The sequence below is a fragment of the Amycolatopsis japonica genome (assembly GCF_000732925.1).
Lineage (GTDB): Bacteria > Actinomycetota > Actinomycetes > Mycobacteriales > Pseudonocardiaceae > Amycolatopsis > Amycolatopsis japonica.
The window spans coordinates 1,300,534-1,314,728 of record NZ_CP008953.1 but is presented as its reverse complement, the minus strand read 5'-3'; the positions used below and the strand labels follow the sequence as shown (position 1 = coordinate 1,314,728).

At 68.4% G+C, this 14,195-nt stretch carries 16 protein-coding genes and 1 tRNA gene; 10 read left to right on the top strand and 7 right to left on the bottom strand.

From position 1 onward, the window contains the following. Positions 1-57: 57 nt before the first annotated feature. Positions 58-1,518 (bottom strand): flavin-containing monooxygenase, encoded by a 1,461-nt coding sequence (locus AJAP_RS06595; protein WP_038509034.1) that lies wholly within the window; start codon positions 1,516-1,518, stop codon positions 58-60. An 80-nt stretch (positions 1,519-1,598) separates the two neighbouring features. Here AJAP_RS06595 and AJAP_RS06590 point away from each other — a divergent pair, with 80 nt between their 5' ends. Then, the gene (locus AJAP_RS06590) at positions 1,599-2,198 is read left to right on the top strand and encodes a TetR/AcrR family transcriptional regulator (RefSeq protein ID WP_038509033.1); all 600 of its coding nucleotides are present in this window, start codon (positions 1,599-1,601) and stop codon (positions 2,196-2,198) included. Between the two features lie 233 nt (positions 2,199-2,431). Beyond that, the gene (locus AJAP_RS06585) at positions 2,432-2,842 is read left to right on the top strand and encodes a hypothetical protein (protein ID WP_174492001.1); all 411 of its coding nucleotides are present in this window, start codon (positions 2,432-2,434) and stop codon (positions 2,840-2,842) included. Positions 2,843-2,845: 3 nt separating this feature from the next. Here AJAP_RS06585 and AJAP_RS06580 read toward each other — a convergent pair whose 3' ends face one another. After that, positions 2,846-3,067 carry a DUF3618 domain-containing protein gene (locus AJAP_RS06580; protein WP_005165704.1) on the bottom strand — a complete coding sequence of 74 codons (222 nt, stop codon included), beginning with the start codon at positions 3,065-3,067 and terminating at the stop codon, positions 2,846-2,848. Positions 3,068-3,192: 125 nt separating this feature from the next. On the opposite strand from AJAP_RS06580, the gene AJAP_RS06575 reads away from it, so the two are divergent. Beyond that, positions 3,193-3,266, top strand: a tRNA-Leu gene (locus AJAP_RS06575). A 593-nt stretch (positions 3,267-3,859) separates the two neighbouring features. On the opposite strand, the gene AJAP_RS06570 is transcribed toward AJAP_RS06575, so the two are convergent. The 4 genes from AJAP_RS06570 to AJAP_RS06555 are packed head-to-tail and all read right to left on the bottom strand — an operon-like array spanning position 3,860 to position 7,134. Beyond that, positions 3,860-4,459 (bottom strand): dihydrofolate reductase family protein, encoded by a 600-nt coding sequence (locus AJAP_RS06570; RefSeq protein WP_038509031.1) that lies wholly within the window; start codon positions 4,457-4,459, stop codon positions 3,860-3,862. 5 nt (positions 4,460-4,464) lie between these two features. Next, on the bottom strand, positions 4,465-5,265 hold the full coding sequence (locus AJAP_RS06565) for a metalloregulator ArsR/SmtB family transcription factor (RefSeq protein WP_038509030.1): 801 nt from the start codon (positions 5,263-5,265) through the stop codon (positions 4,465-4,467). A 33-nt stretch (positions 5,266-5,298) separates the two neighbouring features. Continuing rightward, on the bottom strand, positions 5,299-6,306 hold the full coding sequence (locus AJAP_RS06560) for a methyltransferase (protein ID WP_038522501.1): 1,008 nt from the start codon (positions 6,304-6,306) through the stop codon (positions 5,299-5,301). A gap of 54 nt (positions 6,307-6,360) precedes the next feature. Next, a complete protein-coding gene (locus AJAP_RS06555; RefSeq protein ID WP_038509029.1) occupies positions 6,361-7,134 on the bottom strand; it encodes an aminotransferase class IV family protein in 774 nt (257 codons plus the stop codon). Positions 7,135-7,188: 54 nt separating this feature from the next. Here AJAP_RS06555 and AJAP_RS06550 point away from each other — a divergent pair, with 54 nt between their 5' ends. Genes AJAP_RS06550 through AJAP_RS06520 form a run of 7 tightly spaced genes read left to right on the top strand, consistent with a single transcriptional unit; the run spans position 7,189 to position 13,105 of the window. Further along, complete coding sequence (locus AJAP_RS06550; protein ID WP_038509028.1) at positions 7,189-7,686, top strand: DinB family protein; 498 nt, start codon at positions 7,189-7,191, stop codon at positions 7,684-7,686. Beyond that, the gene (locus AJAP_RS06545) at positions 7,686-8,630 is read left to right on the top strand and encodes a LysR family transcriptional regulator (protein ID WP_038509027.1); all 945 of its coding nucleotides are present in this window, start codon (positions 7,686-7,688) and stop codon (positions 8,628-8,630) included. The genes AJAP_RS06550 and AJAP_RS06545 overlap by 1 nt, the downstream gene beginning before the upstream one ends. Before the next feature lie 32 nt (positions 8,631-8,662). After that, on the top strand, positions 8,663-9,112 hold the full coding sequence (locus AJAP_RS06540; protein ID WP_148311457.1) for a hypothetical protein: 450 nt from the start codon (positions 8,663-8,665) through the stop codon (positions 9,110-9,112). Further along, positions 9,109-9,429 carry a transcriptional regulator gene (locus AJAP_RS06535; protein WP_038509025.1) on the top strand — a complete coding sequence of 107 codons (321 nt, stop codon included), beginning with the start codon at positions 9,109-9,111 and terminating at the stop codon, positions 9,427-9,429. Before AJAP_RS06540 ends, AJAP_RS06535 begins: the two co-directional genes overlap by 4 nt. Positions 9,430-9,477: 48 nt before the next feature. Then, positions 9,478-11,808, top strand: coding sequence for a xanthine dehydrogenase family protein molybdopterin-binding subunit (locus AJAP_RS06530; RefSeq protein WP_038509024.1), 2,331 nt, complete (start codon positions 9,478-9,480; stop codon positions 11,806-11,808). Continuing rightward, positions 11,805-12,653 carry an FAD binding domain-containing protein gene (locus AJAP_RS06525; protein ID WP_038509023.1) on the top strand — a complete coding sequence of 283 codons (849 nt, stop codon included), beginning with the start codon at positions 11,805-11,807 and terminating at the stop codon, positions 12,651-12,653. Before AJAP_RS06530 ends, AJAP_RS06525 begins: the two co-directional genes overlap by 4 nt. Then, positions 12,650-13,105, top strand: a complete 456-nt coding sequence (locus AJAP_RS06520; RefSeq protein ID WP_038509022.1) for a (2Fe-2S)-binding protein — start codon at positions 12,650-12,652, stop codon at positions 13,103-13,105. Before AJAP_RS06525 ends, AJAP_RS06520 begins: the two co-directional genes overlap by 4 nt. A 91-nt stretch (positions 13,106-13,196) precedes the next feature. Here AJAP_RS06520 and AJAP_RS06515 read toward each other — a convergent pair whose 3' ends face one another. Then, positions 13,197-14,156: a glycoside hydrolase family 25 protein gene (locus AJAP_RS06515; protein WP_228694873.1), complete on the bottom strand. Its 960-nt coding sequence runs from the start codon at positions 14,154-14,156 to the stop codon at positions 13,197-13,199. Positions 14,157-14,195 lie beyond the last annotated feature (39 nt).

Below are 14,195 nucleotides of genomic sequence, written 5' to 3'. Positions count from 1 at the left end.
CCCGGTCCGTGAAGGCCATGCCCCCCATCTTGGCTTTCACGGACCCTCCCCCTTTCCTCAGCCGAGGAGTTCGTAGTCCTCGCGGCGCACCTTGCGGGTGTCGAGCCAGTACCGCCAGGTGAAGCCCGGCCAGATCGTGCGGTTGACGCCCTTCGCGTCGAGATACCAGCTCTTGCAGCCGCCCTGGGTCCAGATGCCCTTGGCGAGTTTGCGCTGGATCTCACCGTTGAAACGCTCCTGCGCCTCCGGCCGCGGGTCGAGCGCCTTGCCTCGCGCGAGCCGCAGCGCCTGCGCGACATACGAGATCTGCGCCTCGATCATGAACACCACGGAGTTGTGCCCCAGCCCGGTGTTCGGGCCGAGCAGGAAGAACAGGTTCGGGAACCCGGACACGGTGATGCCCTGATAGGTCCGCATCCCCTCGGTCGCCCACTCCTTGCCGAGGTTGCGCCCGTCGCGGCCGATGATCTCCAGGTCGTCGAAGGCGTCGGTGACGTGGAATCCGGTGCCGTAGATGATCGCGTCGACCTCGTGCTCGACGCCGGCGCCGTCGACGACGCTGTGCTCACGGACCTCTTTCACGCCGTCGGTGACGACGTCGACGTTGTCCCGCGCGAGCGCCGGGTAGTAGTCGTTAGAGACCAGGACCCGCTTGCAGCCCATGGTGTAGTCCGGCGTCAGCTTCCTGCGCAGTTCGGGATCCTTGACGCTCTTGAAGATGTTGCGCTTCGCGATGCGCTGGCCGATCTTCATCACCCACGGCTGCCCGTTGAAGCCGATCGCGCGGGCTTCGAGGCCCCAGTAGAGAACGTCGCGGAAAGCGCGCTGCAGCAGCGGCACCGAGCTGAACGTCTTCCGCAGCGCTTGGGGCATCTCACGGTCCGGCTTCGGCATGATCCACGGCGGTGTCCGCTGGAAGAGCGTCAGCTCGGCGACGTCCTTCGCGATCTGAGGCACGAACTGGATCGCGCTCGCGCCGGTGCCGACCACGGCGACCCGTTTGCCGGTGAGGTCGTAGTCGTGCTCCCACTGCGCGGAGTGGAACGCACGGCCTTTGAAGCGCTCGATGCCGGGCAGTTTCGGGATCTGCGGCAGATGCAGCGCACCGACGCCGGCGACCAGCGCGGGCGCGACGAACTCGTCGCCCGACTTCGACGCGACGTGCCAGCGGTTCTCGTCGGCGTCCCAGCGGGCGCCGGTCATCTCCTGGCCGAAGCGGATGAAGCGGTGCAGGTCGTACTTCGCGGCGACGTCGCGCATGTACTGCCAGATCTCGGGCTGCGGCGAGTACGTGCGGGACCAGCCGGGGTTCTGCTCGAACGAGAACGAGTACATATGCGAGGGGATGTCGCAGGCGCAGCCGGGGTAGGTGTTGTCGCGCCACGTGCCGCCCACGTCGTCGGCCTTCTCCAGGATGACGAAGTCCTCGCGGCCCTCTTTCCGCAGCTGAATGGCCATGCCCAACCCGGAGAAGCCGGTTCCGACGATGACGACACCGGTCTCGGTGCGGTTGCCCATGACCCCGACCTCTCGTTCGCATTACCTGTTACCGGGAGTTCACCTTACTCGAAGTAGGTTACCTTCGGTAGAGTGTTGTGATGACGACGGCGAAGCGCAAACGCATGCCACGAGCAGAGCGGATGCGGCAAATGATCGAGATCGCTGAAGAAGTCTTCGCCGATCGCGGCTACAGCGCGGCGTCGATGGACGACATCGCGGAACGCGTCGGGGTCTCCAAGCCGATGCTCTACGAGTACTTCAACTCGAAAGAGGGACTCCTGCTCGCCTGCATCCAGCAGTCGCGGGCGGCCCTGCGCGAAGTCACCGAACGGGCGACCGTCGGCGCGACGTCGGCCGAGGACGCGCTGCGGCGCGGACTGCTCGCGTTCTTCGTCTTCATCCGGGAACGGCGACAGGCCTGGTCACTGCTCCGCCACGAGATGGCGCTGATCGGGACCGGCGCCGCCGACGAGATCGAGCAGACCCGCCGCCAGCAGACCGACCTGATCGCCGCGCTGATGAGCGACCACCTCGACCAGGCCGACGACCTCCGCGCCGAGGCGTCCGCGGAGTTCGTCGTCGGGGCGTGCGAACGCCTCGCGATCTGGTGCGAACGACACGAGGACGTCAGCCCCGAAACGGCGACCGGATACGCGATGGACATCCTCTGGTCAGGCCTGTCGGCGAGGGCCCGCTGAAACGACCGTGAAGATGCTCGTGCATTAGGCCATTCGGTCGTCACTCAGAGCACATTGCCGCCAGTGTCTTGTGACACAGAGTTGTCCTACTGTATCGATGACACTGTAGAAAGTCTGATGGACAGTCGCGGCCTCCGTCAGGAGGGGGCGCCACCACCCGAAAGTGGCGTCATGACGGCGGCGTGACGAAGTCCATTGAGTGACGCATGCTCGCGAGGAGAGGGGTGAGGCGGATGACCGAACCGATCACCGCGTCGTACGTCCAAGAGGACGACGACTGGAAGGTCACGGTCAGCGGCTCCGGTAAGGAACTGACCGGTCGCGCGCCGGGCATCATCGCGGCACGGGACCGGGCCGACCAGCTGGTCGAGAAACTGTCCCCGCCGGAACATTCGACCGTGGTGCACCTGCTGAACGGCAGCGCGCTCGAGTTCACCGCCGCCTACATGACGGCGAGGCTGACGCTCCCGGAGATCGAACCGCTCGAGGTTCCCCCGCCGGCGAACGGCAAGGCCAAGGAGAAGACCGGCGGCAAGCCTCCGGTACCCCAGGGCAAGGAACTCCCGAAGGCCGTCGACGAGGCGAAGTCCAAGGAGAAGTCCGAGCCTGCCAAGACACCCGCCAAGGCGGCCCAGACCTCCTGAGACCTACTTCAGGAGTTTGCGGATCAGCAGGACGCCGATCAGCACGGCCCCGCCGATGAGCGGGTACTTCACCTTGGGCTCGTCCAGCTTCGCGCGCAGACCGGTCTTCGCGGAATCCACCAGCTTCGCGGGGTTCGCCTTCGTGCCCAGCTGGTCGAGCGTGGCGACCAGCGCGTTCCTGGCCTGCTCGATCTCACGCTCGATGGTCTCGGGATCGCGAGCCACGTGTCCTCCTCGCCGCGACGGACTTGCTGGTAGCCCACGTTAGAGGACGCCACCCCACGCCGTGGCATCGGCCACGCCGAGAAACGCCGAACGTGTCGCACGCTACGATTTCGGGGCAGTACTGGGGGCCCGTAGCCCAATTGGCAGAGGCACACGGTTTAGGTCCGTGCCAGTGAGAGTTCGAGTCTCTCCGGGCCCACCCAACCTGCTCGACGACCGGACCGCGCGAAAGTCAGGCCGAAGTCGCCGAACCCTCCGCTCTTAACTCACCTACGCAGCCCCCACCCGTCCCAGGGGGGCGGCCCCGAGTCCAGCCTATCGGGGGTTGAAGGCGGGACCCGCCGGGAAAGCGCTGGCGGGGTCGGGTTATCCACAACAGTGAAGGGCTGTGGACAACCGCGGCCAGACGGGTGCCGATGTCCCGAAAGTGCTTTCGCGACACGTCGGGACTGGGCCGGGTGCAGCAAGGTTCCCAATGTCGCATTTGAGACGCTCAGCGTCCCCTATGCGACATTGGGGACACGTGAGCGGCGCTCCCCCGGAGCGTGCCCATGTCCTGAAGGCCCCCTTTGAGACGTTGAACGTCTCAAAGGGGGCCTTCAGGACATGGGCGCGAGCTAGATCAGTCTGCGAGGTCGAAGCGTCACATCGGACCACGCGCGGCCACGTGAGCCTGATTCTCGAACTCGACGCGGGCATCGGAATGAGCGGCGGCCGCTTCTGAAGTTCGGACGTGTCGCCGTTTCTCGGCAACAGGCTAACCGTCCTGACCACTCACGAGACCCAAGTGACTCAGCGCACCCGGTCGTAGACCAGCGCCATCTCCCCCAGCTCCCCGACCTCCTGATAAGCCAGCGCCCACTTCGAAGCCGGCAGGCCGTCGACGAACAGCCGCTGCCCGCCGCCGGTGATCTCCGGGCAGATCATCAGGTACAGCCGGTCGATCAGGTCGTCCGCGAGCAGGGCCTTGATGACGCTGGCGCTGCTGTTGACCAGGATGTCGCCTTCCCCGTCCGCCTTGAGGTCGGCGATGACCTCGGCGGCAGGGGCGTTCACGACGCGGGCGCGGTCCCAGGGCGCTTCGGTCAGCGTGGTCGAGAAGACCACCTTTTCGGCATCCACCAGCCACTTCGCGTACGCGCGGTCGCGGGGGTCGGCGTTCTCGTCGGCGGCGATGGTCGGCCAGAAGCCCAGGAAGCCCTCGGCGTTCAGCCTGCCGAGCACCGCGGTGGTCGCCGTCTCGTGGATACGGCCGAGGTGGGCGCGGGCGACGTCGGTGGTGGCGTACGAGACGATCGCGCCCATGTCGCCGGGGCCGCCAGGGCCGCTGTAGTGGCCGTCGAGGGTGAGGCTGATGTTGGCGGTGACGCGGCGGGCGGTGTGGTTCGTCATGTCGTTCAGTCCTTTTCCTGGGTCAGTGTTGTCGCGAGGTTGTCGAGCACCTGGCCCCAGCCGGTTTCGATGCCGGCGATGAAGGGGACGGCCTCGACGGTGGTTTCGGTGATGCGCAGGTCGAGCCGGAGCCGGGTCCCGCCCGGCGCCTCGGTGAAGTGCAGGTCGTAATGACCGGTGAAGAAGGTGTCCCCCTTGGGGTCCAGCACCGAGAGGTCGAATTCGAGATGTTCGGGTTCGGTCGCGGCGCGGACCTCCCCCGCAGACCGGTAGCGCCCTTCCGCGTCGCGGTAGTCGAGCACGGCACGGCCACCGGTCCACGGCTCGATGACGCAGTCGGTCACGGTCATCGAGGGCGGCGCCCACCAGGACGCGAGCAGCGCGGGCTCCGTCCAGTGCCGCCAGACGTCGTTCCGCGACGCGGCGAGCAGACGGTCGAACGAGAACGCCCGCCCGTCCGCCCACCGGTCCTGCTTCGCGGCCTCGGTGTCCGCGCCGATCGCGGCCTGATAGCGCGTGAGGACGTCGCGCTCACCCGCGTTCGCCTCGATGGTCGTGCTCAGCGTCCGCAGCCGCCCTTCGAGGTCCTTCAGCGGGCCCGCTTCGACCGCGTAGACGCGACGCTGCCCGAGCGGGAACACCGTCACGAGCCCGACGCGGGCGAGGGTCTGCAGGTGCTTGGTGGTCTGCGGTTGCCGCAGGCCGGTCAGCTCGGCGAGCTCACCGACGGACCGGGGCCGCTCGGCGAGAAGCTCGACGAGGCGCCACCTCGCTCCGTCTCCCAGTGCTGCTGCGATCTGCTCCATACCGAGAAGTATTCACTCAGCAGAATATTCTTGTCAAGGAATATCTTGGCGATGGAACTCCAGCAGACTGCGCTGCTCGGTCAGGGTGGTGACGGAGTCGAAGACCAGGCCGTGCGCGGCGGCGAGCTCGCGAAGCTCGTCGAGACGTCGCTCGCGGCCGCCGTAGAGCACGAGCATGACCAGGTCCCACTCGGTCTGGGCCCCGAGCCCGCCGACCGCCTCGATGACGAGGACCCGGCTTCCGGCACCGGCCGCCTCGGCACAGCGGGCCAGGATGCGATGGGCGTGCTCGTCGTCCCAGTCGTGGAGGATGTCGGACAGCAGGTAGGCGTCCGCCCCGGCCGGAAGCGGGTCGAAGAAGCTGCCCGCGCTCACCTCGACCCGGTCTCCGAGCCCTTGCTCGCGCAGTTCCATTTCGGCGGCGGCCGCGGTGGGCGCGAGATCGACCAGGTGACCGCGCATCGAGGGGTTGGCCTTCAAGATCGCGGCGAGCAGGCTGCCGTGACCCCCGCCGACGTCGACGAGCGTGCCGAAGCGCGACCAGTCGAACCCGGAGACGAACCGCGGCACCTGCGTCAGGTACCGCTGGGTCATCTGCCGGTCGAACGTCTCCCGGAGATGAGGATTCTCGGCGAGATCGGTCCAGAAGTCCTGGCCGTAGCGGCGGACGTAGCCCGCCTCGCCGGTTGCGATGCTGTAGGCGAGTTCGACGAACGCCAGTTCGCCCCGTCCGCCGGCGGCGTTGATGTCCAGCAGCCCGGCGAGACCGTTGCCCGCGTCGGCGCGGAGTTTCGCCCCGTACTCGGTGGTGCGGTAGCCGGTCGACGTCCGTTCGAGGACGCCGAGCGTGGTCAGATGCCCCAGCAGCAGGTCGAGCGCGAGCGGGGATTGGCCGAGTTCCGCCGCCAGGTCCATGGCGGCCGCGCCGTCGCCGGACAACCGGTCCGGCAGTCCCAGTGTCACGGCGACGCGCAATGCCATCGGCGTCGCGAGACCGGCCAGCCGGAGGAATTCCTGTCTGTCCTTGTCATGGGTGGTCACGACTGACCACTGTGGCAGCGCGGTCAACCGACTAACGGTGTCGGCGCTTTCCTTTCAAGGTCGCACAAGGGGTTCTGTTTCGTAGGCCCGGTGCAGCGCCTCGACGAACGACGGCGCTTCCGGCAGTGGCGCCGGGCCGATCCGGTGCACCGCGATCCCCGGCGTCCACGAGTTCATGACCACCGCGCCCGCGAGCCCCGGCAGGTCGGCGAGCGTGACCTCCTGGACCCGTTGCGGCACACCGAGTGCTGCCAGCCGTCGCCGGACGATGCCCATCGTGGTCCCCTGCAGCAGATCGGCGTCGGGCCACACCACCGTATCGCCATCGGAGAAGGCGAGGTTCCAGATCGTCGCCTCGCTCAGCCTGCCCCGGCGATCGACGAACGCCGCGTCGTCGCATCCTTCGGCGACGGCCCGCCGCCGGAAGTAGGTCTTCGCCATCTCACCGGTGTGTTTGAGGGCGGGCAGGACGCGCTCGTGGCCGACGGCCGTCAGCACCAGCGGACCGGCCGGACCCGAAGCCGGGGGCCGGGTGCGCACCAGGACTTCGAGGTCACCCGGCAGGTGGATCGTCACGGTGAGAGAAACGTCGGCGGGTCCGGACTTCAGCGCCTCGCGCACGTACGAGCGGATCCGGTCGTCCGGCAGGGCGTCGCCGAACAGCTCCAGCGAAGCGGTCCGGAGCCGATCCAGATGCAGGTCGAGACCGCGGACCCGGCCATCACGCACCTGCATGGCCGTGAAGTGGGCGAAGCCGGCGAAGGCGAGTGGCGCCAAGTCTTCGGCGGTCGCCGTCCGGCCGTTCCGCTGCGCGACATAGGGACTCATGCCCGCACCGTAAACCGGTTGCGGCCGCCGTGCCCCGAAGCGAGGATCCGGCGGGTGCCCGCATCGCGTTCGGAACTGTCCCGCTGGCAGTTCGATCTGACCTGGTCCTTGTTCGAGTATCACCTCGCCGACCTGACGTCGGAGGACTTCTTCTGGGAGCCCACGTCCCACTGCTGGACGATACGGCCGGACGGCACGCCCGACTGGGCCGACACCGAACCCGACCCCGTCCCGGTCCCCACGATCGCCTGGCTCACCTGGCATATCGGCTGGTGGTGGAGCGTGGCGCTGGACCACGCGAACGGGCGAACTCCGCGCGAGCGCACGGAAATCGCCTGGCCCGGCGCGGAAACCGCCATCGCCTGGCTTGGCGGCCTTCGCCAGGAATGGCTGGACCGCTTGACCGACACCGACTTCGACGCGCCCTCCGCGTACCCGTTCGGCGAGGAAGCCGGGCTGACCTTCGCCCATACCGTCGCGTGGGTGAACGCAGAACTGATGAAGAACGTGTCGGAGATCGGGCAGCTCAGGATGCAGCGGCGCGCGGCGTGATGCCGGGAAGGGAACTCGATCTCGGCGCGGTGCGCGCGTTCGTCGCGGTGGCCGAGGACCGGTACTTCAGCGAGGCCGCGATCCGGCTGGACATGAGCCAGCAGGCGGTCTCCAAACGCGTCGCGAAGCTCGAGAGCGATCTCGGCGTGCGGCTGCTGTCGCGAACGCGCGGAGGCGCCGAACCGACCGAAGACGGCGAGGAGTTCCTCAAGCACGCCCGGGCGCTCATCAGCCTCGCCGACCAAGCCGTCGAGCGTCTTCAGGGCAGGCGACGTCCCCTGCGCGTCGACGTCCTCGGCACGCGGCTGGCGACCATGGAGGTCATCCGCGCCTTCCATGCCGACCACGACGACGAACTGGAACTCGTCACGCCAGGGTTGGGCGCGGTGCGCCGGGCGCTACTGCCGGAGTCCGTCGACGCCGCGTTCGCCCGCGTCAGCACGGCGCCGTCCCCGGGGATCGGCCGCACACCCGCCTATCTGGAACCGGCGAACCTGCTGGTCGGGCGGCGGCATCCGCTCGCACGGCGGCGAAAGGTGGCGATGGCGGAACTCGAAGGCCTGACCGCCTGGATGCCCTACAACGCGCGTGCCAGCGAATGGGCGGAGTTCTGGGCGGAACTCTGCCCGGCGTTCGGCATCCTGGTCGACACCGACGGCCCGAACTACGGACTGGAACACCACATCGAGGTGATCGGCGAGTCGAAGGACCGGCTGGGCTTCGTCGGCGCGAAGATGCACGTGCCCTGGCATCCGGACGTCGTCCAGATCCCGCTCGTCGACCCGACACCGGTGTACCCGTTCTCGCTGCTGTGGCGGCACGACAACCGGCATCCCACGCTGCCGCTGCTGATCGAGCACGTCCGCTCCGCGTACCGGCCCTTCGATCCGGTGCGGCAGTGGCTCCCGGTGTCCGATCGGGAGGCCATGACCGACTTCCCCTGACTTTCCATGTTGGAAAGTGTAAAGTTTCCAACATGGAAACAAAGCGGCCGACGCCTGAAGAAGCCAATAGCGCGTTGCGGGACATCGAAGAGGCACAGGCCTCGCTGGCGCGTGTCCCACCGCCGTGGTGGTACTTCCTCGCCCTGGCCGCGTTGCTGGCCATCGTGCCGCTCATCCAGCTCACCCCGTCGACGGCGGCGGGCGCGGCACTGGGCCTCGGCGGGCTCGCGGTCTGGGCCGCGCTGTTCGGGATCACGATCGGGACGTTCATCCGGCAGTCGGGCGTCGTGCCCCGGCTGAGCGCCGTCCCGATCCGGCGCGTCTGGCCGGTGCTCGCCGTCGCCGCGCTGGTGATGATCGGCGCGATGGTGGTGGCCAAGGTCATGGACCAGGTCTGGGTCTGGTTCGCCGGGTCCGGCCTGCTCGCCTGTCTCGTCTTGGTGCTGGGCGCGATCATGCGACGCGAGGCGCGCTCCCGGTGAGCGAGGACGGCTTCGACCTGATCATCCACGCCCCGAACAGACTGAAGATCTGCGCCCTGCTCGACTCCGTGGAACGCGCCGAGTTCGGCGTGGTCCAGGAGCGGCTCGGCGTCAGCGCTTCGGTGCTCAGCAAACACGTCGGTGTGTTGATGGACGCCGGTTACGTCAGGCAGGACAAGGCCGTTCGCGACACGCGTCAACGCGTCTGGCTCCTGCTGACCAGTGCCGGACGAGAGGCCTACCGCGGTCACGTGGCCGCGTTGCACGAGATCGTCGCCCAGGCTTCGGAACCGGCCGTCGGCGGTGGTGACGCGTGACCCGTGTGCACGATGCGCGAGGGGCCCTCGGTACGGAAAAGTGAGGCCATGGGGCTGATCGGTGCGAGCGTGACCCGGCAGGAGGACGTCCGCCTGCTGACCGGGCGGGCGCAGTACATCGACGACGTACGGCTGCCGGGGATGCTGGAGGCCGCCGTTCTGCGCAGTCCCCTGCCGCACGCGCGGATCCTGCGCGTCGACACGACCGCGGCGGAAGCCCATCCCGGCGTGTACGCCGTGATCACCGGCGAGGACGTCCGGGCGATCACGAAGACACCCCAACCGGTGATCTGGTCGAATCTGCCGGATATGCGGACGCCCGAAACCCACGCCCTGGCCATCGGAAAGGTGCGCTACCACGGCCAAGGCGTCGCGGCCGTCGCGGCGAAGGACCGGGCGACCGCCGAGGACGCGCTGGAGCTGATCGAGGTCGAGTACGAGGAGCTCCCCGCCGCCGGCACGCTCGAACAGGCGCTGGCGGACGACGCCCCGAAGCTCTACGAGGACTGGCCGGACAACATCGCCGGCACCGGCACCATCCCGATGGGTGACGTGGCCACCGCGTTCGCCGAAGCCGACGTCGTGCTCACCGAGTCGTTCCGGTTCGCCCGTCAGATGGGCACGCCGATCGAAACGCGGGGTGTGGTGGCGACCTGGGACCCGTTCACCGACCGGCTCGACGTCTGGCTCGCCACCCAGGCGCCCAACCTCGCGCGTGAACTGTTCGGCGAGGTCTTCGGGCTCTCGATGGACCGGATCCGCGTGCGCACGCCCGACGTCGGCGGCGGCTTCGGGAACAAGTTCGACTTCTACGCCGAGGAAGTCGTCGCGGCGATCCTCTCGCGACGCACCGGGAAACCGGTCAAGCTCATCGAGGACCGAGCAGAGAGCTTCGTCGCGAACGCGCACTCGCGCGAGCAGAAGATCGACGTCGAACTCGCGGCCAAGGACGACGGCACGATCACCGGCCTGCGCGCCACCGTGTACGGCGTCCTCGGCGGCGTGCTCGGGACCGTCGGCGCCAGCCCGTGCTGGACGACGACCGCCCTGCTGACCGGGCCGTACGCCATCCCGAACGCGGAACTCACCCTCGTCGCCGTGATGACGAACCGGTCGCCGTACGGATCGTTCCGCGGTTACGGGCTGCCGAAGGCGAACTTCGTGCACGAACATCTGGTGGAGCAGCTGGCGAAACGGCTCGGCATGGACGCGCACGCCGTGCGGCGCAAGAACTTCATCCCACCGGAGGCGTTCCCGTATCAGGGCCCGGTGTTCGTCTACGACAGCGGCCGCTACGAGGACTGCCTCGATCTTTGCCTGAAGGCCGTCGAGGACGCGGGCTGGGCGGAACGTCGCGGAGATGGTGTCGGCATCGGGTACGCGTTCCACAACGAACTGACCGGGTTCGGGCCGAGCCGGATCATCAACCTCGCCGGGTTGGGGCATTCCGGGTTCGACGAGGAGGTCGTGCGGGTCGACTCGACCGGCCACGTGACCGTCCACACCGGACTGTCCGCGATCGGGCAGGGCATCCACACGACGCTGGCGCAGGTGGCCGCGCATACGCTCGGCGTCCCGCTCGACCACGTCACCGTGCTCTCCGGGGACACCCAAAGCTGTCCGTACACCGGCTACGGCACGGCGGCGAGTCGAGGGGCGGCCGTCGGCGGCGCGGCCGTGCTGAACGCATCGACCCGGCTGCGGGCGAAGATCCTGCGAGTGGCCGGGCACATCCTGGAGGCATCCCCCGACGATCTGTCCATTCAGGACGGTGTCGTCGCGGTGAAAGGCGTACCCGGCAGGCAGGTCACCCTCGCCGCGATCGGCGACGCGGCGTACCGGCGGCTGAACGGCGTCTGGCCCGAGGACGAGACGCCGACACTGGAGGAACGCGAGGTCTACGACCCGGTCAACGTCGCGACCTCGTTCGGCTGCACCGCCGTCCTCGCCGAAGTCGACAAGGAAACCGGCGTCGTGACGCTGTTGGACTACCTGATCGCGCACGACTGCGGCACCGTCATCAATCCGACGATCGTGGACGGGCAGCTGCACGGCGGCGCGGCGCAGGCGATCGGCGGGGCGCTGTACGAGGAACTGGTCTACGGCGCCGACGGCCGGTTGGAGACCACGTCGTTCGCCGGGTATCTGCTGCCGACCGCGACCGAGATCCCGCCGTTCTCCGTGGCGCATATGACGACTCCCACCGAGCACGTTCCCGGTGGGTTCAAGGGAATGGGGGAAGCGGGCGTGATCGGCGGCGGCGCGGCGATCGCGCACGCCGTCGAGGACGCGCTGCGCGAACACGACGTGGACATCACCTCGCTGCCGATCACGCCGCCGCGGCTGCTGGCCGCGCTGAAGCGGGGAGCGGCCCGGTGAAGGCCGCGCCGTTCGAGTACTTGCGGGCTACGTCGCTCGACGAGGCCATCGAAGCCCTGGGCACCCCGGACGCACGAGCGCTGGCAGGTGGGCAAAGCCTCGTGCCGTTGCTGAACCTGCGTCAAGCGCGCCCGTCGCTGGTGGTCGACATCAACCGGCTCGACGAACTTTCCTTCCTGCGCAAGGAGAACGGACGACTGGAGATCGGCGCGCTCACCCGGCACCGCGCGGTCGAGACGTCCGCCGTCGTCCGGTCCGAAATCCCCCTGCTCGCCGAGGCGCTCGGCCACGTGGGGCACGTGGCCATCCGGAACCGGGGCACGATCGGCGGCAGTCTCGCGCACGCCGATCCGGCCGCGGAACTGCCCGCGGTGATGGTCGCGCTCGACGCCGATTTCACCGTCCGCAGCGCTTCCGGCGAACGGACCGTCGCGGCACGGGACTTCTTCCTCGGCCCGCATCGGACGGCGTTGGGCCGGGGCGAACTGCTGACGCGGATTTCGGTGCCGTCGCATCGAGGCGGCTGGGCCGTCGAAGAGCTGAGCAGGCGGAGTCGCGATCTCGCGCTGGTCGCCGTCTTCGCGACCGTGACGATGACCGGTGAGGTCTGCGAATCCGCGCGGATCGCCGTCGCGGGCGCGGGTCCGACGCCGATCCGGGCCACCGCCGCCGAAGCGTCGCTCACCGGCGGCCCCATGACCGGCGACGCGATCGCCCTCGCCGCGGAACTAGCCGCCGCGGCGACCGATCCGCCCGGCGACCTCCACGCGCCGGCCGATTACCGGCGCGAGATGGCCGCGGTGCTCACCCGGCGTGCGCTCGCACGGGCCAAGGAGGGCGCATGATCACGGTCACCCTGACGGTGAATGGCCGGACCTACCGCGCGGACTGCGAACCACGGCGGACGCTGGCCGATTTCCTGCGCCATGACCTGGGTTTCACCGGGGTGCACGTCGGCTGCGAACACGGCGTCTGCGGCTCGTGCACGATCACCCTCGACGGGGCGAGCGCGCGTGCGTGCTGCCTGCTGGCGGTGCAGGTGGACGGGTCGGAGATCGTCACGGTCGAGGGGCTGGCGTCGGACGGCGAACTGCATCCGCTGCAGGAGTCGTTCCGGAAGCACCACGGGCTGCAGTGCGGCTTCTGCACGCCGGGGATGCTGGCGACGGCGACCGAACTGCTGAAGGAGAACCCGGACCCGACGGACGCCGAGATCCGGCAGGCGATCTCGGGGAATCTGTGCCGGTGCACGGGATACCAGTTCATCGTGGACGCCGTCCGGGACGCGGCCCGGTGAGGGATCACCACTGAACCGCGCGCCCGATGTGGCATTGGGGACACCCGACGTCCCCAATGCCACATCGGGCGCACAGCCGCGTACTCCGGCCTCAGCCGACGATGTCGATCTCGAACTCCATGTTCGAGCTGTATTCGAAGTCGGCCCACACCGCGCCCGGCAGGTGGTACCGCCGGTGCGAAACCGTCTTCGGGTTGAATCCGGGCGTCTGCAAGGGATTACCGCCGACGCCGACCTTGTCGCTGCCCCAGGCGTAGATGTTGCCCTGCCATACGGGCGCGTCGGTGATGCCGTCCCCGTCGACACGCGGGCGGACGATGATCGCGGCCGTCTCGCTGCCGGAGAGGAACAGCCGCACGGAGGTGGTCGAGGGACTGGCCGGAATGGTCCTGCGTTCCATGAGTTCTGTCGTCGCCTTCCGCTTCGGGGCGGCGCCGCCGCCGGTCAAGTGGGCGTTCGTGTAGGACTCGTTGAGATCGACACCGCTCGCGCGGATACCGGGGATCTGGCCGGCGTCCGAATACTGGTGGACGTCGTAGCGGCCGGCGGCCGGATCGGGTTTCGCGCCGTAGCGCGCGATCCAAATGACGAGATCCCGTACGCCGAACTGATCGGGACGCAGCATCTTGGCGAGCGAGTTGTTCATGTAGATGCCCGGCCGGAAGCCGTGTCCGGCCACGCGGTTGCAGAATCTGATCGAGAAGTCCCGCTTGCGCGAGTCGGGGATGTTCGGCGTACCCGAACCCGGCGGGTTGTCCTCGAGGTCGAGCATCGGGACACATCCGGTCGCCCCGAGTCGCCGGACCTCCCCGATCAGCACGTCCGCCTGCGCCTCCGGCGAAGGACTCGCCTGGGCGTAGTGATATCCCCCCACCGGGATTCCCACGGATCTCGCCCCTGCCACCAACGCGTCGCCGGTGTTGCGGCCGCCGTTCGGGAGGCCTCCGCCGTCACTGAGCTTGACGAAGACGAACGTCACGCCGTGATCCTTGACGGCCTGCCAATTGGTAACGGATTGAAAGCGACTGTAGATATCTATTCCCAGCGCCATCGTTACAGCCTGACGGGTGAACCAGTTGGACAAAAGGGC